The organism is Halorubrum sp. SD41 (assembly GCF_058630335.1).
Window position 1 is genome coordinate 57,794 of record NZ_JBZVGZ010000003.1, and the last position, 19,362, is coordinate 77,155.

The window sequence follows — 19,362 nt, forward strand, 5'->3', positions numbered from 1 at the left end:
CATCGCGCGCTCGTCGCGACTTCATCGCGCGCTCGTCGCGGCGGGGACGACGGTTTTTGTCCGCCGCGCGCCAACCCTCGGCATGGCGTTCGATCCGACAGCAACCGCGGTGGTCGTCGTCGACATGCAAAACGGGTTCTGTCACCCGGACGGGAGCCTCTACGCCGAGCCGAGCGAGGCGGCGGTCGAGCCCGTGACTGCGCTCGTCGACCGCGCCCGCGAGGCCGGCGCGAGCGTGGTCTACACCCGCGACGTCCACCCGCCCGAGCAGTTCGATGAGACCCACTACTACGACGAGTTCGACCGATGGGGCGAACACGTCGTCGAGGGGTCGTGGGACGCGGAGCTCGTCGCCGACCTCGACGTGCGCGACGGCGACCACGTCGTCGAGAAGCACACCTACGACGCGTTCTACAACACCGACCTGGAGGGGTACCTCGACGCCCACGGGATCGACGATCTACTGATCTGCGGGACGCTCGCGAACGTCTGCGTCCTCCACACCGCCGGCAGCGCGGGGCTCCGGGACTACCGCCCCGTCGTCGTCGAGGACGCCCTCGGCTACATCACCGAGCAGCACCGCGAGTACGCCGTCGACCACGCGGACTGGCTGTTCGGCGAGACGACGACCCGCGACGAGGTCGCGTTCGCGCCGGCGTAGCCGACGGTCTCGTCGCGCTCGCGGCCGGCCCGCGGCCGCGAACGTTCCGGATTTCCGCTCCGCAGTTATCGCGCGCGCAAATCGGCGTGTAACCCTTTTTACCGCTCGCCGGAACCGCGAGGTATGGACATCTCTCGGCGGGGCGTGCTCGGCGGCCTCGGCGCGGCCTGCGCGGTCGGCGCCGTCGGCTTCGCGGGCGCGGCGACGGTGACGGACGGGGGGGCGGTCGGCGGGCTCGGCGGCGGTTCGGGCCCGGCCGGCGGGGGTTCGGAGGAGGCCGACGACGGCCCCGAATCGGCCGCTGTCGACCCGGACGCGCCGTTCGAGGCGCGGCTGACCGACGACGACGGGACCGACGCGCTGCTGTTCGACGCGAGCGACCTCGACCGCGTCAAGGGCGTCTTCGCCGAGGAGGACGAGTTCCTCGTTCAGGTGGTGCTCCCCGACGCTGGCGTCGAGGCGTTCCGGACCCGGCTCGACGAGGCCGGCGCGACCGACGACCCGGCGGCGTTCGTGGTGTCGATGACGCTCGACGGGACCGAGGTGCGGCGCGTCGAGCTCGACCGGGAGACCGTCGACGCGCTCACCGGCTCCGACTGGGAGGGCGTGTTGACGCTCCCGTTCGGCGAGGAGCGGGTGGCGCGGTCCGTCTACGACCGGCTGGCCGACAGCTGATCGGCCTCGCAGCCGACCGACCCCGGACGACTGACTGGTCAGGTACTGCGGGACGGGCGACCATCGGACAGGGTTTTGTCTCCCGGCCGCGTGGATCCGCCGTGAGCGAGGAATCGAGGAACGACGGCGGCCGCCCGTGTCCGGTCTGCGAGACGCCGATGTACCACCGGCACTGTAAGTACGTCTGCCCGTCTCACGGCGTCGTCTACGACTGTAGCGACACGTTCTATTGACGCCCACGCACGCCTACTGACGCCGAATCCCCCTTCGCGAACCCGTGAGTCGCCGGAATTAACACGGGTGACCGAGAACCAGACTGGGTCGTGCGAACTGTTATGTTCTTGGAGGCCGACCTTTCTTCCATGATGGGCGACCCGTACGCGACCCTCCACGCCGACCTTCCGAGGTCAGCATGGTAGAGCAAAAGCAGGTTGCCCGGAGCAAGCGGATCCAGCGCCGCACCGGGAAGACGTTCCACGTCGCCACCCGGCTGCTGCCCCAGCGGATCCGCCATCCGACGTACGTGCTGTACGGATTCTTCCGTATCGCCGACGAGGTCGTCGACGCCGAGGACACCGCACCGCCCGCCGAGCAGCGGGCCGAACTCGACCGCCTCCGGGCGGCCGCGCTCGGCGAGGAGCCGACCGACGACCCGGTGTTGGAGGCGTTCGCGGAGGTGTGCGAGGAGAACGGCATCCCGGACGAGGACGTCCACTCGTTCGTGGACGCGATGGCGAGCGACATCGATACCGACCGCTACGAGACGTACGCGGACCTGGAGGCGTACATGGACGGCTCCGCGGCCGCCGTCGGCCGGATGATGACGGCGATCATGGACCTCGACCCCGAGACCGAGGCCGAGGCGCTCCCCCACGCGACGAAGCTCGGCGAGGCGTTCCAGATGACGAACTTCCTCCGGGACGTCCGCGAGGACGTCGTCGAGCGCGACCGGATCTACCTCCCCTTGGAGACGCTTCGGCGTCACGGCGTGAGCGAGCAGCAGATCCTCGACTTGGAGTTCGACGACAGCGTCGCGGCCGCGATCCGCGAGGAGATGGCCCGCACCGAGCGGCTCTACGAGGAGGGCGTCGCGGGGATCAAGTACCTCCCCGAGGACTGCCAACTCGCGGTGCTGCTCGCGGCGGTGCTGTACGTCGACCACCACCGCCTCATCCGGAACCTCGGGTACGACACGGTATCGACCACGCCCGAGCTGTCGCTCACCCGGAAGCTGTCGCTGCTCGTCCGCACGCGCTGGAAGTGGCAGTGGAACAAGGACCCCGAGGCGGTGTTCTACGACATGTGTACCGACTTCGAGCCCCGCCGCGACCGCCACGGGCACGGCCCGCACGGCGCGGGCGTCCCGCAGACGGACTGAGCGGCCGCATGGACCGTTCCCGGTTCGTCGCCCTCGCGTTCGCCGCCTTCGGTCTCGTGTTCGTCTCCTTCCTCCTCCGCGGCACGACGCGGCTGGTGGCGCCCTACGAGGTCGCCGTCGCCGTGTCGGCCCCGGTCCTCTTCGCGGCGGCCGCGCTCCTTGCCGCCCTCGTCGCCCTCGCCGTCCTCGACGTGACCGGGATCCGTCGGCTGGGCTGAGTCGGCGGCGGTCGTGTCCGCGCGGCCGAGCCCAACCATCCACCGAGCGTGCGCGCGCGTCGGCCGAGTCGGAACGCCCTTGCCCCGCCGTCCCCGAAGACGCGTATGGACGTACGAACCGTCGCGGACCTCTCGCCGGCCGAGCGGCGCGCCCTCTTCGAGCGCGACGCCGGCGTCGAGGGGGTCCGCGAAGACGTGCGGGAGATCGTCGACCGGGTCCGCGAGGAGGGCGACGTCGCGGTCCGCGAGTTCGCCGAGGAGTTCGACGGCGTCGCCGTCGGCAACGTCGACGTGACGGACGAGGCGGCGCGGGCGCACGACGAGCTGGCCGACGCGGACGACCCCGTCCTCGACGCGGTTCGGGACGCGGCCGCGAACGTGCGCGAGTTCCACGAGCGGCAGTGCCCCGAGGACTGGCGCGACGACTTCGGCGGCCGGGAGCTGGGCCGCCGCTTCCGCCCGATCGATCGCGTCGGCGTGTACGTGCCCGGGGGCGCGGCCGCGTACCCCTCCAGCGCGCTGATGGGGATCGTCCCCGCGGTCGTCGCCGGCGTCGACCACGTCGCGGTCGCCACGCCGCCGGCCGAGGAGCTCGATCCGGTCACCCTCGCCGCCATCCACGAGGCCGGCGCGGACGCGGTGTACCAGGTCGGCGGCGCGCAGGCGATCGGCGCGCTCGCGTACGGGACGGAGACCGTGACGCGGGTCCAGAAGGTGGTCGGGCCGGGGAACAAGTGGGTCACCGCGGCCAAGTCGGTCGTGCAGGGCGACGTCGAGATCGACTTCCTCGCGGGCCCGAGCGAGGTGCTCGTCCTCGCCGACGGGACCGCAGATCCCGACCTCGTCGCGGCCGACCTCGTCGCGCAGGCCGAACACGACCCGAACGCCTCGGTCGTCGCCGTCACCGACGACGCCGCCCTCGCCGAGGCGGTCGCGGACGCGGTCGACGCGCAGGCTGCCGAGCGCGAGCGCGAGGAGACGATCCGGGCCGCGCTCGACAACGACGCCTCCGGCGTCCTTCACGCGCGCTCGATGCCCGAGGCCGTGCTGTTCGCCGAGGAGTACGCCGCCGAACACCTCTCGATCGTGGCCGACGACGACGAGGCGCTCTTAGACCGGATCACGAACGCCGGCTCGGTGTTCCTCGGGCCGTACTCGCCGGTCGCCGCGGGCGACTACGCGACCGGGACGAACCACGTGCTGCCGACCAACGGCGGCGCGAAGCGGTACGGCGGGCTCTCCGTCGACACCTTCCTCCGGTCGTCGACGGTCCAGCGGCTCGACCGCGACGCGCTCGACGACCTCTCCGGGACGATCACGACGCTCGCCGAGGCCGAGGGGCTGGAGGCGCACGCCGAGAGCGTCCGGAAGCGGTTCGAATAGCGGACCGGCCGAGCGGAGCCGCACCCCTGCTCGGAACCGACGCGGCCCCCGCCCGGCCGAAACCGAGAGCGGGCCGCGCCCGCCGGCAGGGTTTTGAGTGTCCGTACCGAACGCGTTCGCATGAGTACCGAACCGGCCGACACCGGGACCGAGGGGAACGACCCGGCGATCGAGGTGACGCCGGACGCCGCGGAGGAAGCGCTCTCGCTCTTGGAGGGCGAGGGGCTCGACACCGACGTCGCCGGACTGCGGCTGTTCGTCCAGCAGGGCGGCTGCGCGGGGCTGTCGTACGGGATGCGCTTCGACACCGAGCCGGAGGACGACGACCTCGTCGTGGAGCACCACGGGCTCCGGGTGTTCGTCGACCCGGCGAGCAAGAACTACATCGGCGGGAGCACGCTCGACTACGAGCACGGCCTCCAGGCCGCCGGCTTCGAGGTCGAGAACCCGAACGTCGTCTCGGAGTGCGGCTGCGGCGAGTCGTTCCGGACGTAGCGATCGCTCGCGGCCCGAGTCTCGGTTTTTTCTGTTTCTCCGACGCGCGAGTCCGCCGCTTAAGTCCCTCGGGAGGGTACGGGACGCCATGAGTCTGGAAGCGTCGACGACGCCGAGCGGCGAGCGGGTGTACACCGACCGGTCGCGCACCGAGCGCGGCGCGGACGGGCCCTTCTACCTCGTGTTCGAGGACGAGGCGGGCGAGTCCCGCTGGGGGTTCCGCTGCGGCAACTGCGGCTCGTTCGACACCGCGATGGACACGATGGGGCGGATCCAGTGTACCGAGTGCGGCAACCTCCGGAAGCCGGACGAGTGGGACGCGGCCCACGAGTGAGCTCGCGGTGTGGGTTCCCGCCCGGTGAACGGTCTCCGACGACGAGCCGCGTCCGCGGTTCTCCCGGCTGTTCCCGGCGACCCGTCCGATTCTCCGCGCCCGTAATCGTGAGAAAGTTTATCACGGATGGTGCCGAACTCCGAGGTAGATGGCCACTGCGAGCATCCCCCCGACGACCGAGGCCAGAGACGTCTTCCGCGAACTGGGATACACCGTCTCCGACGGCGGACGAGAGTTCGTCGCGGAACGCAAGTGGCGGCGCGTGTTCGTGACGGTGCTGTGTATGGACGACGACGAGCTCGACCCGTATCTCGCAGACGGGGGCGACGCGGCGCGCCTCCGGTGTTTCGTCACGTGGCGCGACCGCGCGAGCGACCTCCAGGATCGGCTCGTCGCCGCGAAACCCCCCTACGACTGGGCGGTCATCGGCATCGACCGCGACGGCGAGGACTTCGCGGTGATGGAAGGCGCGCCCGGAAGCCCGTAGTCGGGCGACGGGTCCGTCCGCCCGCGCCCTCCGCGGACGCGTATTTTTATCTCCCCGTGTTCCCTACCAGCACGCGACATGGTGTTCAAGAAGATCACGCTGATCGGGACGAGCGAGGAGAGCTTCGACGCCGCGGCCGACGACGCCATCGACCGCGCCGAGGACACGCTGGACAACGTCTACTGGGCGGAGGTCGAGGAGTTCGGCGTCGAGCTGGACGGCGCGGCCGACCGCGAGTACCAGGCCGAGGTCGAGGTCGCGTTCGAGCTGGAGGGCTGAGCGCGGTCCGCGGTTTTTACGGTTTATAAACGGTCGCGAGCGGTGCCGGTGTCTCTTTATACGAAATCAAGGAGAATACCTGCGCCTTTAGGCGCAGGATGAATCCGACAACGCCTCCGCAATCAACCGTCGATAGCAAGGCCGGATATTCCAGGCCAACCGACACTATTAACAAAATGCCATCCATAACCAGTTATGAAGCCATAAATGAGTCGAACCGTCCGAACCTTCGAGGCCACCATCACGAACCAGCGGCAGGTTCGTGACGACCTCGACCAACTCGGATGGGCCGCCTCAAAACTCTGGAACGTCGGTCGCTACTACGCACAAGAACAGTGGGACGAAACGGGCGAGATCCCCGATGATGGGGAACTCAAAGCCGAACTCAAAAGCCACGAACGCTACACGGACTTGCATTCTCAATCCAGTCAGCGCGTTCTCGAAGAACTCGCTGAAGCGTTCAACGGCTGGTTCGGCAAGCGTCGGAACGGCGATAACCGTGCCCGACCGCCCGGCTACCGCAAAAATGGAGACTCCCACCCGCGTTCAACCGTGTCGTTCAAAGCGGCTGGCTTCAAGCACGACGAACGGTTCACCCGTGTTCGCCTCTCGAAAGGCCGCAACCTCAAAGAACACCGTTCAGACTTCATCCTGTGCGAGTACGAGACTCGCCCGGACGTTGACCTGACCGAGTGGGACATTCAACAGGTTCGCGCGATCTACAAGCGCGACGAGTGGCGTCTTCAATTCGTCTGTCGCACCGTCATCGACCCGGACCCACCGGGCGACGAGGTGGCCGGTGTTGACCTCGGGATTTGTAATTTCGCTGCCGTCTCGTTCGGCGATGAGTCGGTGTTGTATCCCGGTGGCGCACTCAAAGAGGACGAATACTACTTCACGAAAAAGAAAGCCAAGTGCGACGATCCCTCGTCTCGTGAGGCCGCCCGTCTTGACCGGACGCGGACTGGTCGTCGGGCACACTTCTTGCACGCACTCTCGAAAGCGATTGTCGAGGAGTGTATCGAACGAGGTGTTGGGACGCTTGTCGTTGGCGACCTCGGTGGCATCCGAGAAGACGACAAGAACGGCGAACCACGCAACTGGGGCGACCAGGGCAATCTCGACTTACACGGGTGGGCGTTCGACCGCTTCACGACGCTGCTTGACTACAAGGCAGAAGCCGAAGGCATCGACATGGAGTTGGTGTCGGAACGGGCTACGTCGAAGTCCTGTTCGGCGTGCGGCCACACAGACGACAACCAACGTGTCGAACGTGGGTTGTACGTGTGCGAGGAGTGCGAGACGGTTGCGAACGCGGACGTGAACGGTGCGGAGAACATTCGACAAAAGGTACTCCCGAGTCTCGCCACGGATGGCGGTGATAGGGATAACGGCTGGTTGGCACAGCCAGCGGTTCACCTGTTCGACCGCAGCGAGGGCAGTTTCGCCCCGCGAGAACAGGTCGTGAACCGCGAACCGTAATATCCCAACTCAGCGGTGCGGTGCCGTGGGATTCCTCCGCCTTCAGGCGGAGGAGGATGTCAAAAGCAGTGGAGCGCGGATCGTCGACTCACACCGCCGAAGCCCCAGCCGGGAGGCGGCCTGACGCTCGCTGCGCTCCTCACTCGGTCGCTCACTCCGTTCGCTCCCTCGTTGCGGTGCTTGCGTCGCCTCAGGCCGCCTCCCGGCTGCCCCTTCGAGTCCCACCCCCGCACCGCACAGCACCTCACGCCTCCCCAGCCTCGTCGGTGGTCCTCCGCTTCGCTCCGGACCACCGACTCCCTCGCGCGTGCGACTCGCGCCCTGCGGGCGCTCGTCGGCACGCGCCACCGCGGTTCTCTTATAAATGCCAGCGCGGCGGCCACCTATTTATCCGCCCGTACCCACGTCCCGGCAATGACCGCTTCACGCGCGCCGGCCGAGCCGACGGTCCGGGAGTTCGAAGCGACGGTCGAGTCCGTCGACGGCAGCGAGGTCGTCCTCGACGAGACGTACTTCTACCCCGAGTCGGGCGGCCAGCCGGCCGACCGGGGGACGCTCGACGGCCACCTCGTCGACGACGTGGTCGAACGGGACGGGGCGGTCGTCCACGCGCTCGCTCCCGACGCCGAGGTCGATCTCGCGCCCGGCGACGAGGTCACGGGCCTCGTCGACGACGCGTTCCGTACGTACTGTATGCGGGCGCACACGGCCTCGCACGTGCTGTACGGGGCCGCGCGGCGGATCGCCGACGACCTCGGCTACGCCGGCTTCGACATCTCCGAGACGAAGGTCCGCGTCGACCTGACGACCGCCGAGCCGCTGGGCGACGGCGACCTGATCGAGTTAGAGCGGCTCGCCAACCGCGCGGTCTGGGACTCGCTGCCCGTCTCGTGGGAGACCCACTCGGCCGAGGCGGCCCGCGAGGTCGACGGGATCGCGTTCAACACCAAGACCGAGGAGGGCGCGATGAGCGGCGGCGACGCGGTCCGAGTCGTGACGGTCGGCGACGAGGGTGACCCTTGGGACGTCGCCGCCTGCGGCGGCACCCACGTCGCGAGTACCGCGGAGATAGGCCCGATAGCGGTGCTGGACCGGTCGAACCCCGGAGAGGGCGTGACCCGCGTCGAGTTCGCGGTCGGTCCGACGGCCATCGACGAGCTCGGCGCCGTCCACGCCGCCGCGCTCGACGCCGCGACGACGCTCGACGCGCGCGTCGGCGACCTCCCGGACGCGGTCGCGCGCCTCCGCGACGAGGCCGACCGGCTGGAGGCGGAGCTCCGAAACGCCCGCGAGGAGCTGCTCGGCGCCCGCCTCCGCGAGTTCCCGACCGTCGAGGTCGACGGCGCGCGGTGGGCGATCGGGACCGTCGACGACGCCGATCCGAACGAGCTCCGCGAGCCGGCGCAGGAGGCGCTCGGAGGCGACGACGCCCCCGACGCCCTCGCCGCGGTCGGCACCGGCGACGCCCCGTTCGTCGTGGTCGCGGTCGACGGTGACGCTGTCGGGGACCCCGGCGTCGACGCCGGCGAAGTCGTCGGCGCGGTCACCGACGAGTTCGGCGGCGGGGGCGGCGGCGGCCCGACGTTCGCGCAGGGCGGCGGTCTCGACGCCGATCCCGAGGCCGTCGCGGCGTGGCTCCGCGAGCGATGACCGGGAAGCTGGGTCCCGACGCGCTCGCGACCGCGCTCGCGGCCACCGGCGCGGCGGACCCGGCCGTGGCGCAGGGACCGGCCTACGGCGAGGACGCGGCCGCGATCGATCTCTCGGACGCCGGGGAGACGCTCGTCGTCGCGGCCGACCCCCTCTCGCTGGCCGCGGAGTCGGTCGGCACCTTGGCCGTTCACGTCGCCTGCAACGACGTCGCCGCGAGCGGTGCCGACCCGCGGTGGCTCACGCACACGCTCTTCTTGCCCGACGACGACCCCGACCGGCTCCGGACGGTCGCCGAGCAGGTCGACGCGACCGCCGAGGCCCTCGGCGTCGCGGTCGTCGGCGGCCACACCGAGGTGCTGGACGCGCTCGACCGCCCGCTCTGCTCGATGACGGCGATGGGGACGACGGACCGCTTCGTGTCGAGCGGCGGCGCCGAGCCGGGCGACCGGCTCCTCCTCACGAAGGGGGCGGCGATCGAGGCGACCGCGATCCTCGCGACCGACTTCCGCGAGGAGTGTCTGGAGGCGGGCGTCCCGGCGGCGACGCTCGACGCCGCGGCCGGCTTCCTCGACGAGGTGAGCGTCGTCCCCGACGCGGCCGCGGTCCGCGACGCCGCGACCGCGCTCCACGACCCGACCGAGGGCGGCGTGGCGACCGCCCTCGTCGAGATGGCGGCCGCGAGCGGGGCCGCCTTCGCCGTCGAGCGCGACGCGGTCCCGGTCCGCCCCGAGACGCGGGCCTGCTGTGACGCGCTCGGCGTCGACCCCCTCGCGACGTTCGGCTCCGGCGCGCTGCTGGCGGCCGTCCCGCCGGATCGGGTCGACGACGCGCTCGGCGCGCTCGACGCGGCCGGGATCGAGGGGGCGGAGATCGGCGTCGTGGAGGCCGCCGAGAGCGACGGCGACGCCGGCTCGGCCGAGGGCGACGCGGAGCCGGGGACCGTCCGGATCGACGGCGAGGCGCTCGCGGAGCCCCCGCGGGACGAGCTGTACCCGCTCTGGGAAGCCCGGGAATAGATTCCCTCCCCCGCCCGATCGCGCACCTTTTTCGGTGAGGGACCGAAGGCGGTGACATGACCGGAGCACGCGTCGGGTCGGCGCTCACCGACGAGCAGGCGGCGGTCCGCGACCTCGTCGAGGAGTTCGCGGCCGAGGAGGTCCGGCCGACCGCGGCGGAGGCCGACGAGACGGAGACGTTCCCGGAGGAAGTGTGGGACGGCCTCGCGGAGCTGGGGCTGACCGGCCTGACGGTCCCGGAGGAGTACGGCGGGTTCGGCGCCGACGAGACCACCTACGCGGTCGTCAACGAGGCGCTGGCGCACGGGTCGCTCGCGGTCGCGACCGCCCTCTCCGTCCACTGCCTCGCCACCTCCTGTATCGCCGAGTTCGGTACCGAGCCCCAGCGCGAGGCGTGGCTCCCGGAGATGGCCGAGACGGGTCGCCCGGTCGGGATGTTCTGCCTCTCCGAGCCGCACGCGGGCTCGAATCCGGCCGAGATGTCGACGACCGCGACGTACGACCCCGAGGCCGACGAGTACGTCCTGAACGGCGAGAAGCAGTGGATCACGAACGGGCAGCGCGGCGGCGTCGCGATCGTCTTCGCGAAGGCCGCGGGGGAGGGCGGCGACGCGGACGCCGAGGCGCGCGACCCCGACGACGCGATCACCCAGTTCCTCGTCCCGGCCGACGCCGACGGGTTCGAGGTCGGAAAGAAGGAGGAGAAGCTCGGCCTCCGCGCCTCGGACACCACCGGGATCACGTTCGACGACTGTCGGGTTCCCGCCGAGAACCGCCTCACAGAGCCGGGGAAGGGGCTCTCGGCCGCGTTCCGCACGCTCACCGAGGGCCGGATCGGGATCGCGGCGCAGGCGGTCGGCGTCGCGCAGGCCGCGCTCGACGAGGCGACGTCGTACGCCGAGGAGCGCGAGCAGTTCGACCGGCCGATCGGCGACATTCAGACGATCCGGCACAAGATCGCGGAGATGTCGACGGACGTGTCGGCCGCGCGGCTGCTCGTCCGCGAGGCGTGCCGGCAGGCCGAGGCGGGCGAGGACTACCGCGTCGCCGCCTCGAAAGCGAAGTACCGCGCCAGCGAGGCCGCGATGTCGGTGACGAACGAGGCGGTCCAGATCCACGGCGGCTACGGCTACACGACCGAGTTCGACGTCGAGCGGCTCTACCGCGACGCGAAGATAACGGAGATCTACGAGGGGACGACCGAGATCCAGAAGACGATCATCGCCCGGGGGGTGTTCGGCGAGTGACCGACGGGGATCCGGAGTCGGCGCTGGCCGGTTCCCGTCTCGCCGGCTACGACGCGGTCGTCTACGACCTCGACGGCACCCTCGTCGAGCTCGCGGTCGACTGGGACGCCGTCGCCGCCGACGTCCTCGACGTCTACGCCGAGCGCGCGCTCATCCCCCCGACCGAGGAGCTGTGGGACCTGCTCGGCGCGGCCGACGACTACGGGGTCCGCGACGAGGTCGAGGAGGCGATCGCGCTCCACGAGCGCCCCGGCGCCCGCGAGTCGACGCGGCTCCCGCTGGGGGATCGGCTGACCGGAACTGCGGCTAGCGCCGACGCCGGTTCGCATCCGCCCGCGGGCGTCTGCTCGCTCAACTGCGAGGCGGCGTGTCGCATCGCGGTCGACACTCACGGGCTCGACGACGCGCTCGTCTCGGACGCGATCGTCGGCCGCGACACGGTCGAGAGCTTCAAGCCGGACCCGGCGTCGCTGCTCGCGGCGATCGACCGGCTCGGCGCCGCCCCGGAGGACGCGCTGTTCGTCGGCGACTCGCGGACCGACGCGGTCGCCGCCGAGCGCGGCGGCGTCGACTTCGCGTGGGTCTCGGACCTGCTCGCGAAGTAGCGCGTATAGAAAGGCGTCGCGCGCGTTCAGTCTCGCTTTCCTGCTTCGTTCGTCGGCGGCTCGCCGTCGTCGGTCGGCTCGCCGTCGTCGGTCGGCTCGCCGTCGTCGGTCGGCTCGCTGTTCCCGATCGGCTCTCCGTTCTCGATCGGCTCTCCGCCGCCGGCCGAGCCGATTTTCTCGTCCGAACCGGCTCCGTCGTCCGCACTCGCGCCGCCGTCGCCGGCCTCCGCCCGCCTCGCGTACAGCGCGACGGCGACCGCGGTGACGAACCAGATGGGGGCGCCGACCCGGACCGCGAACGCGGCGCGCGCGCCCCACGACTCCAGCGTCACGAGCGTCGACAGCAGGGCCGCGGCGGGGGCGCCGACGAGGATGGTGACGACGAACGTCGTCTGCATCACCCACGCGTAGTCGACCCCCTCGTACTCGGCCCGCTCGACTGGTTGCACACCGCGGACTCCGCGGCCGAACGGCAAATCGGTGGCGGTCGGCCGCGGCGCCGGCGGTCGGCGGTGAGCGCGGCGTCGGCCGCGCGCCCGCGCTCGCTTCCGGTTCCCGACGAATTTAGGGCGTCGCGGGGGTGAATCCCGAGCATGACCACGACGCGGGGACTCCGGGACGCCGAGGATCCGATCACGATGCTGACCGCCTACGACGCCCCGACGGCGGCGGTCGTCGACGAGGCCGGGATCGACGTCGTCCTCGTCGGCGACAGCATGGGCAACGCCGCCTTAGGCTACGACTCCACGCTCCCCGTGACGTTCGACGAGGTCGCGAGCCGGACCGCGGCGGTCGCGCGCGCGACCGAGGACGCGCTGGTCGTCGCCGACATGCCGTTCCTCTCCTTCGGCGTCGACGAGGCCGAGTCGGTGCGGAACGCCGGCCGCCTGCTGAAGGAGGCGAACGCCGACGCGGTGAAGATCGAGAGCGGCCCGCACACGGTCGAGACCACCCGCCGCATGACCGAGGTCGGGATCCCGGTCATGGCGCACCTCGGCTTGACCCCCCAGCACGTGAACCGGCTCGGCGGCTACACCCGACAGGGGACGGAGCAGGACGCCGCCGAGGAGATAATCGACCTTGCGGGCGCGCACGCCGACGCCGGCGCGTTCGCGCTCGTGCTGGAACACGTCCCCGCGAACCTCGCGGGCGCGGTGACCGAGGCGCTGGAGGTTCCGACGATCGGCATCGGCGCGGGCCCCGACTGCGACGGGCAGGTGCTGGTGATCAACGACGCGGTCGGCCTCGGCGAGTGGTCGCCGCCGTTCGCGAAGCGGTTCGGCGACGTGCGCGGCGAGATGGTCGACGCCGTCGAGGCGTACAGGGAGGCCGTGACGAGCGGCGAGTTCCCGGCCGCAGAGCACTCGCACGTCGAGGAGAACCTCGACGACCTGTACTGAGTCAGAAAAAATCTCTCGCAGCGCGTCTGGCGGTCAAAAATCCTTCTGCCCCCCGACGCGGCGAGGCCCTCTCGGCGTGGTTCACACCTTCTTGGTGGCGGTGTGCGGGCAGTTCGGACAGTCCCAGTGGAACTGCGTCCCGCCCGAACTGAGCAGGCCGCCGCTGTCGGTCGCGCCCTCCCGCATCCAACCCTTGCTCTTCGCACACTGGAGGTGGAGTTCGATGCCGCAGTTCGAACAGTGGAAGTGCTTCGCGTCCGAGAGCTTGTTCCCGCACGCGTCACACTTCGGGCTGCTAAACAGTCCCATGGTTCGATCTCACTCTGTTAGCCGATACACATAAGTCTATTTTCATATTCGCGAAACGTGTCCCCTGGCCGGGACCGTTCCCGCCGTCTTCAGACGGCGAGGACCGCGGACAGCTCGCTCGGGTCCAGTTGCGTCACCGTGACGTAGAGGGCGGTGAAGATCACGGCGTTGTGGAGTCCGTGGAGCAGCGCGGGGACGACGAGGTTCTCGGTGTACTCGTACACCGCGCCGAACACCAAGCTCGGCACGAAGAGGATGACGACGGTCGTCAGCCGCGCCGAGAGGCCGCCGGTCAGCGCCATCACGTGGATGGTCGCGAAGATCGCGGCCGAGAGCAGGATCGACGGGGCCGCCGGGAGCGACTCGCGGAGCCGCCCCTGGACGACGCCCCGGTAGAGGATCTCTTCACAGGGGCCGATGACGAGGAACGAGGCCGCGATGAAAAGCGGGATGATAGCCGGGTTCCCCATCGCCAGCTCGGCGCTCTGGTTCGCCGCCGTCTCCGTCCCGAGCAGCTGGACGATCGTCGAGATAACGAGGATCGACACGAGGATCACGACCCAGCTGCCGAGGACGATCCCGATCTCCTTCAGGCTCGGCACCCGGACGCCGAGGTACGAGACGATCCCCTCGCGGTCGAGGCCGCGCCACGCGAGGTAGCCGACAGCGAGGCCGCCGAACGCGACGTACTGGCCGAGCACGAGCGTGAGGACCACGCTCGCGACAAGGGAGAGCCCGCCGGTCAGCGAGTCGATCGCGAAGACGGCCACGCCGCTCGCGAGTGCGATGACCGGCCCGAGCACGCCGAGGAGCAGCGCGGTCGCGACCGCGATACCGGGCGACCCCCCGGTCCGTTCGGGGCCGCCGGCGTCGTCGACGGCGTCCGGTCCGGCGCCGTCGAACTCCTCGGAGACGCCCCCGTCCGAAACCGGATCGCCGCTGGAGGGATCTGTCATTGCTCGGGATAGGCGGCGCTCGGCAAAATGGTTGTCCGTGTCGGACGGCGCGCGGACGGCCATCTCTCGGGCGCCCGAGCCGCGGTTACCGGTGGAGCAGTTCGTACCACAGCACCGCGGTGACGGCCCGCCCGTCGCGCAGCCCGTCGTCGACGACCGCGGCGAGCAGGTCGTCGTACGGCACCGTCTCGACCGCGATCGACTCGTTGTGGTCCAGATCACGGTCCGCCGTCGGCTCGCAGCCGGTCGCGAGCACGTGGTGGTGGACCGAGTCCGCCATCCCGTTCGTCGGCTCGACGGTCGTCAGCCGCTCGAAGGCGTCGGCCTCGTACCCCGTTTCCTCGGCGAGCTCGCGGGCCGCGGCGCGCTCGACAGCCTCGTCGGTGACACCGCCGTCCGCGCCTTCTTCTCCGTCTTCCGGCTCCATCGTCCCCGCGGGGATCCCGCGGTTCACGCGCTCGACCGCCTGTCGCCACTCGTCGATGACGACGGCGTCGCCGTCGGGCGTCAGCGGGAGCACCACGACCGCCGGCGGCTCGTCGACGTAGTGGAACCCGTCCGTCTCGCCGTCCGGGAACCGCACCTCGTCGCGTCGCACGTCGAAGCCGGGGCAGGCGTAGTCGACCGCCGAGTCGAGCGTCTCCCACGAGAGGTCGGCCGCTTCGTCGTCCATGGATCGCGGTCGTCGCTCGGCGCGTAAATACCCGGTCGTCGTGCGGCCCCGGTCGCGCCGTCCGGTGTCCGTCACGCGTCCCGGACGCGCTCGACCGCGAGGCGGCCCGCCGTCCCGACGACCCACCCGAGACCGCCTATCGCGAGCGCGGCAGCGCCGAGGACGGCGAGCCCCTCGACGCCGAGGAGGGCGACGAACCGCTCCCCGAGCGACCGCCCGGAGAGCCCCAGCAGGTAGTGGTCGGCGCGGTGCCCGAGGAGCGCGGCGTAGGCGCTCGCCCACGAGGCGACCAGCCCGCTCCGCCGGACCGGGAGGACGGCGGCCGCGAGTAGCCCAGCGACCGCCGCGTCCCCGGCGAGGAGGATCACGCCGCCGGTGACCTCGAAGAGCCCGACCGCGTAGGCGGCGAAGACGAGCGCGAAGCACAGCGGCGGCGCGGCGAGCCGCGGGTCGGGCCGGGGGCGGTCGCGGTCGGTTCCGAGGAGGAGCGCGCGGAGGGAGGGCATGCGCGACCGATCCGCGCCCCGGCGCAAAAGCCTCGGGGCTCGCGGCCGGGGTCGCCTCGGAGCCCTCAGCCCCAGTCGCCGAGCGACGCCTGCCCCTCGTCGGTGTCCCGCCGGTCGCGCCCGTCGGTCGGTCCGTCCCCGTCGTTCCGGTCCGGCGACCCGCCGACCCAGTCGGTGAGCTTGCCCCCGTCTCCCTCTCCGCCCCGCTCGCTCCGGGTCCGCGGGTGCTCGCGGTCGCCGCCGCGCTCTCGGCCGCCCCCCTCGCCTCCCTCGAACCCGCCGAGCGTCGCCTGGTCGGTCTCGGCGAAGTCGAGCTTCGAGACGCGCACGCCGAGCTTGCGGACGCGGGCGTCGTCGAACTCGTCGAGGAGGTCGAGCGCCACCTCCTCGACGAGGTCCGGGTCGTCGACCGGCCCGGGGAGGCTCCGGGCGCGGGTGTTCACGTCGAACGGCGGCTCGACCGCCTTGATGCCGATGGTGCGGTAGAGGCAGCCGCGCTCGCGGGCGCGCCGGGCCACGTCGGCGGCGAGCGCGGAGACGGTCTCCCGCTTCGTCGCCTCGTCGGCGGTCGTCGGCAGCGCGGACTCGCGCGAGAGGCTCTTCGGGAGGCCGGTCGGCGTCACCTCGCGGTCGTCGTCGCCCGCGGCGCGCCGGGAGAGCTCCGGGCCGCGCTCGCCCAACGCGTCGGCGAGGCGGTCGCGGTCGGCGGCGGCGAGGTCCCCGGCGGTCTCGATCCCAAGCTCCGCGAGCGTCTCCTCGGTGACGGGGCCGACCCCGTGGACGTCGGCGGTCGGCAGCGGCGCGAGGAACTCGGCGACCGACCCCGGCGGCACGACGACGAGGCCGTCCGGCTTGTCGGCGTCGCTGGCGACCTTCGCGGCCGACATGTTCGGCGCGACGCCGACGCTCGCCGGCACCCCGGCCTCCCGCTCGATCCGGTCTTTCACGTGGCGCGCGTACCCCTCGGCGAGCGTCCGCGCCTCGGCCGGGCCCGCGGCGCCGCTCGGCGGCGGGTCTTCGGGGCCGCCGTCGCCGCCCTCGCCCCCGTCGCCCGGACTCCCGCCGCTGCCTCCTGCGACCGCCCACGAGGTCCGGTCGGTGACGTCGAGGTACGCCTCGTCGATGCTCACCTCGCGGCGGGTGTCCGCGCAGTCGCGCAGGACCTCCTTCACCTCGCTCGCGACCTCCTCGTAGAACTCGAGGTCGACGGGGAGGTACCGCCCGGTCTCCGCCGGGTCCGGCGCGTCCGGATCGTCGGGATCGGCGTCGACGCGGCGGGGGAGCAGCTCCAGCGCCTTCGAGATGGGCATGGCGCTGTCGACGCCGAACTCGCGGGCCTCGTAGCTCGCGGTCGCGACCGCGCCGATCGACTCGCCCGGCTCGTACCCCATCCCGACCACGACGGGCTCGCCCGCGAGGTCGGGGTGTCGCAGCCGCTCGCAGGATGCGTAAAAGCAGTCCATGTCGACGTGACAGACGATGCGCTCGGACCCGTCGTCGCCCTCGTTGTGCGTGTTTCTGTCGGCGTATGCTGCCAACGTGTCGGTGTCACGCCCCCCGTCGTCGGTCATCGGATGTTCGTCCAGACTATGGCCACGAACGCACTCGAACCTATCGACCCACGAGACGCCTATGAGATGTCTCTCGCGGATTGTGAGGGTGAACAGTCCCCGAACACCGTGACTCTCGTTGTATCAAATCTGTCTCTCTCGTGGCACAGTGGATGTAACGGCGGGTGTGAAGGTGGGACTCCGTCAAAAAGGGAGGTAGGAATACTAACCCCCCGCACAGCTCTATTCTTTCGCTGTTTCCGTCTCGGCCTCTGTTTCCGACTCTTGTGGGGAGTCGCTATCTTGTTCAAACTCTACACCCAGCAGTCCCCGAAAGTGATCTTCTAACTCGGACTTCAATTCAGGGACTTCCTCCTCTGTTACTTTCTTCCAAGACTCGTCCCACTGGTCGATGTCCTGTGGATCTCCTGGTGAACTTTCGTACGGTCTGTAAATCCTAAACTTGCTATGTACGCCCTTCAGCTCCTTGTTCAGTTCTTCAACCGTCTCGCAGATATGCGGGGGGAAGTAGATTTTATTTTTCAGGTAGAAGTTCATGAATTGGTTCCCTGACTCTGCTGCTGTTTTCAGTTTTTCATCCTTCGATGGTTCACTTGACCGTTCTATTGGGTCTGTGAGACTCCGCATATCCTCTTCAAACTCTACGAACCGCTCGTACAGATCCGCCGTTATTTCGGCCCGTTGGGTATGTAACTCCGAAAATCGCAGTTTGTCCTTCTCTAATTCGGTCTGATACCGATTCAGTTCCTTGTCGATCTCCGACTGGTATTTGCTCAACTCCTTATCGAAGTGCTGGCTGATCAGATCCCTTGCCACCCACCCAACAACAGTGGCACCGACGGCGAAGATCCCGACTTCCTCGATGACGAACGTTAGGAAGTTTACCGCTGTATTGACGGCCATATCGTGGATCACCCACCGCTGACTAACTAATTTGGGATGGGACCACCGACGGCGTCACGAACCACAGGGGGACTGACGGAGTGGGATACATGGTGCTCCCGCACAGGTCTACTTCCCTTTTACAGAAACGGGAACAAATACTCTTGTTCCACGCAGTGGTAGGGTCTATCCTCGTATCTGAACGTGGGTGCGTTGGCGACGAAATCCCGCGGCGCGTATCCAATGAGCCGAATGTCCGTCTCGCCGATGCGAGAGGCAAGCGCGTAGTAGTCAGCATTGAGTGGGCTGTACGCGTCGACGGTGAGATCGGGGTCCGAACGATGACGCCCGACTGTCTTTATATCAATCGTCGCGCCTCGGTAGCGTAAGTCGGTTCCACCGTCGCCACCGTCGGTGTAGACGTCCACGTCGAGCTGCTCCGCGATCCCAAGCCGCTTTGCGACGCCGTCCTCCCCGAGCAGCCCCGTGAGGTGATCCGTTGGTGTTCCCGACCATGTCTCGGCAATCCGTCGTGCGTGTTCAGATAGCGGGTATACCCGTTCCTCGGGGATGTGTACTGTTGGACGGTCGGCTATCGGAACGTCCGCTGCCGAGATGAGCGGCGTCGGTGCGGGTTCGGCCTTCGGCGATACGGTCGAGTTGTTGGCGTTCTCGTTGCTCATGGATGTTTCTCTTGGACCCACCGTTTCACCGAAGGACTCAGGATGATCGCCGATGAACGGCTACCTGAGCCTGCGGCGTTCACCACGGTGGCCGTGGGTGCCTGATGGGTGCTTGCTTTCCACGGGCCGCACCCATCTTGTTCAACGAACGAGAGAGATGTTTCTGCCGATTGTGTAAGTCGCCTCTACCGCCGAGACGAGCCTTCTATCTCTCGTTCGCAACTCAACCGATGCTTTCCAGTATAAAAAGCACCGGGGTGCCAACTCTGAGAATTAACTTCTGATATAAATGCTGTGGATGTTATATATTTTCATACACGTGAAATGGAATTATTAAAAAATTACCTGAATAGCCTACTTGATCGGTTAGGAAGAGTTAGAGGCCTTCACAGAGTCTATACAAAATGTATATATTCTCTCAAATCAACTTGTAAGAGGGGTAATAGGTAGTGGTTATAATGCTGTATAT

Annotated in this window: 24 protein-coding genes; 16 read left to right on the forward strand and 8 right to left on the reverse strand. The window is 69.2% G+C overall.

Translation table 11 applies throughout. The annotated features are described in order from the left end of the window. Positions 1 to 82 precede the first annotated feature (82 nt). From AC4NMM_RS01725 to AC4NMM_RS01795, 15 genes are all read left to right on the forward strand, one after another. The gene (locus tag AC4NMM_RS01725; RefSeq protein ID WP_096394455.1) at positions 83 to 661 is read left to right on the forward strand and encodes a cysteine hydrolase family protein; all 579 of its coding nucleotides are present in this window, start codon (positions 83 to 85) and stop codon (positions 659 to 661) included. Between the two features lie 123 nt (positions 662 to 784). Further along, the gene (locus tag AC4NMM_RS01730; RefSeq protein ID WP_096394456.1) at positions 785 to 1,336 is read left to right on the forward strand and encodes a hypothetical protein; all 552 of its coding nucleotides are present in this window, start codon (positions 785 to 787) and stop codon (positions 1,334 to 1,336) included. 101 nt (positions 1,337 to 1,437) lie between these two features. Further along, the gene (locus tag AC4NMM_RS01735; RefSeq protein WP_269459578.1) at positions 1,438 to 1,569 is read left to right on the forward strand and encodes an HVO_2523 family zinc finger protein; all 132 of its coding nucleotides are present in this window, start codon (positions 1,438 to 1,440) and stop codon (positions 1,567 to 1,569) included. A gap of 179 nt (positions 1,570 to 1,748) precedes the next feature. Continuing rightward, positions 1,749 to 2,714 carry a phytoene/squalene synthase family protein gene (locus tag AC4NMM_RS01740; RefSeq protein ID WP_491923378.1) on the forward strand — a complete coding sequence of 322 codons (966 nt, stop codon included), beginning with the start codon at positions 1,749 to 1,751 and terminating at the stop codon, positions 2,712 to 2,714. A gap of 8 nt (positions 2,715 to 2,722) precedes the next feature. Further along, the gene (locus AC4NMM_RS01745; protein WP_491923379.1) at positions 2,723 to 2,932 is read left to right on the forward strand and encodes a hypothetical protein; all 210 of its coding nucleotides are present in this window, start codon (positions 2,723 to 2,725) and stop codon (positions 2,930 to 2,932) included. A 105-nt stretch (positions 2,933 to 3,037) separates the two neighbouring features. Next, a complete protein-coding gene (hisD, locus tag AC4NMM_RS01750) occupies positions 3,038 to 4,315 on the forward strand; it encodes a histidinol dehydrogenase (RefSeq protein ID WP_491923380.1) in 1,278 nt (425 codons plus the stop codon). 120 nt (positions 4,316 to 4,435) lie between these two features. After that, entirely contained in the window at positions 4,436 to 4,810 is a 375-nt protein-coding gene (locus AC4NMM_RS01755) for a HesB/IscA family protein (protein ID WP_007345465.1), read from the forward strand. Positions 4,811 to 4,898: 88 nt separating this feature from the next. Beyond that, on the forward strand, positions 4,899 to 5,144 hold the full coding sequence (locus tag AC4NMM_RS01760; protein ID WP_004597528.1) for a DUF5816 domain-containing protein: 246 nt from the start codon (positions 4,899 to 4,901) through the stop codon (positions 5,142 to 5,144). A 148-nt stretch (positions 5,145 to 5,292) separates the two neighbouring features. Beyond that, positions 5,293 to 5,631, forward strand: coding sequence for a DUF7116 family protein (locus AC4NMM_RS01765; protein WP_096394461.1), 339 nt, complete (start codon positions 5,293 to 5,295; stop codon positions 5,629 to 5,631). Between the two features lie 78 nt (positions 5,632 to 5,709). Next, positions 5,710 to 5,910 (forward strand): dodecin, encoded by a 201-nt coding sequence (locus tag AC4NMM_RS01770; RefSeq protein ID WP_096394462.1) that lies wholly within the window; start codon positions 5,710 to 5,712, stop codon positions 5,908 to 5,910. Positions 5,911 to 6,117: 207 nt separating this feature from the next. Then, positions 6,118 to 7,392, forward strand: coding sequence for an RNA-guided endonuclease InsQ/TnpB family protein (locus AC4NMM_RS01775; protein WP_491923381.1), 1,275 nt, complete (start codon positions 6,118 to 6,120; stop codon positions 7,390 to 7,392). Positions 7,393 to 7,806: 414 nt separating this feature from the next. Further along, positions 7,807 to 9,042: an alanyl-tRNA editing protein gene (locus tag AC4NMM_RS01780; RefSeq protein WP_491923382.1), complete on the forward strand. Its 1,236-nt coding sequence runs from the start codon at positions 7,807 to 7,809 to the stop codon at positions 9,040 to 9,042. Beyond that, a complete protein-coding gene (locus tag AC4NMM_RS01785) occupies positions 9,039 to 10,061 on the forward strand; it encodes an AIR synthase family protein (protein ID WP_096396229.1) in 1,023 nt (340 codons plus the stop codon). The genes AC4NMM_RS01780 and AC4NMM_RS01785 overlap by 4 nt, the downstream gene beginning before the upstream one ends. A gap of 56 nt (positions 10,062 to 10,117) precedes the next feature. Next, on the forward strand, positions 10,118 to 11,308 hold the full coding sequence (locus tag AC4NMM_RS01790) for an acyl-CoA dehydrogenase family protein (RefSeq protein WP_491923383.1): 1,191 nt from the start codon (positions 10,118 to 10,120) through the stop codon (positions 11,306 to 11,308). Then, positions 11,305 to 11,913 (forward strand): HAD family hydrolase, encoded by a 609-nt coding sequence (locus tag AC4NMM_RS01795; protein WP_491923384.1) that lies wholly within the window; start codon positions 11,305 to 11,307, stop codon positions 11,911 to 11,913. Before AC4NMM_RS01790 ends, AC4NMM_RS01795 begins: the two co-directional genes overlap by 4 nt. A 26-nt stretch (positions 11,914 to 11,939) precedes the next feature. On the opposite strand, the gene AC4NMM_RS01800 is transcribed toward AC4NMM_RS01795, so the two are convergent. Continuing rightward, complete coding sequence (locus AC4NMM_RS01800; protein WP_491923385.1) at positions 11,940 to 12,362, reverse strand: DUF5822 domain-containing protein; 423 nt, start codon at positions 12,360 to 12,362, stop codon at positions 11,940 to 11,942. A 144-nt stretch (positions 12,363 to 12,506) separates the two neighbouring features. Here AC4NMM_RS01800 and panB point away from each other — a divergent pair, with 144 nt between their 5' ends. Further along, positions 12,507 to 13,313: a 3-methyl-2-oxobutanoate hydroxymethyltransferase gene (gene panB, locus AC4NMM_RS01805; RefSeq protein ID WP_491923386.1), complete on the forward strand. Its 807-nt coding sequence runs from the start codon at positions 12,507 to 12,509 to the stop codon at positions 13,311 to 13,313. Positions 13,314 to 13,394: 81 nt separating this feature from the next. On the opposite strand, the gene AC4NMM_RS01810 is transcribed toward panB, so the two are convergent. The 7 genes from AC4NMM_RS01810 to AC4NMM_RS01840 form a co-directional block, all read right to left on the reverse strand. Beyond that, positions 13,395 to 13,622, reverse strand: a complete 228-nt coding sequence (locus AC4NMM_RS01810) for a hypothetical protein (protein ID WP_007996091.1) — start codon at positions 13,620 to 13,622, stop codon at positions 13,395 to 13,397. 89 nt (positions 13,623 to 13,711) lie between these two features. Then, positions 13,712 to 14,578 carry a CPBP family intramembrane glutamic endopeptidase gene (locus AC4NMM_RS01815; protein ID WP_491923387.1) on the reverse strand — a complete coding sequence of 289 codons (867 nt, stop codon included), beginning with the start codon at positions 14,576 to 14,578 and terminating at the stop codon, positions 13,712 to 13,714. Positions 14,579 to 14,663: 85 nt separating this feature from the next. Continuing rightward, positions 14,664 to 15,251: an NUDIX hydrolase gene (locus AC4NMM_RS01820; protein WP_491923388.1), complete on the reverse strand. Its 588-nt coding sequence runs from the start codon at positions 15,249 to 15,251 to the stop codon at positions 14,664 to 14,666. Between the two features lie 71 nt (positions 15,252 to 15,322). Continuing rightward, positions 15,323 to 15,757, reverse strand: coding sequence for a hypothetical protein (locus AC4NMM_RS01825; RefSeq protein WP_491923389.1), 435 nt, complete (start codon positions 15,755 to 15,757; stop codon positions 15,323 to 15,325). A 65-nt stretch (positions 15,758 to 15,822) separates the two neighbouring features. Further along, entirely contained in the window at positions 15,823 to 17,220 is a 1,398-nt protein-coding gene (locus tag AC4NMM_RS01830; protein WP_491923414.1) for a Y-family DNA polymerase, read from the reverse strand. A 330-nt stretch (positions 17,221 to 17,550) separates the two neighbouring features. Beyond that, complete coding sequence (locus AC4NMM_RS01835; protein ID WP_491923390.1) at positions 17,551 to 18,231, reverse strand: hypothetical protein; 681 nt, start codon at positions 18,229 to 18,231, stop codon at positions 17,551 to 17,553. A gap of 119 nt (positions 18,232 to 18,350) precedes the next feature. Next, positions 18,351 to 18,893, reverse strand: a complete 543-nt coding sequence (locus tag AC4NMM_RS01840) for a hypothetical protein (protein WP_491923391.1) — start codon at positions 18,891 to 18,893, stop codon at positions 18,351 to 18,353. Positions 18,894 to 19,362 lie beyond the last annotated feature (469 nt).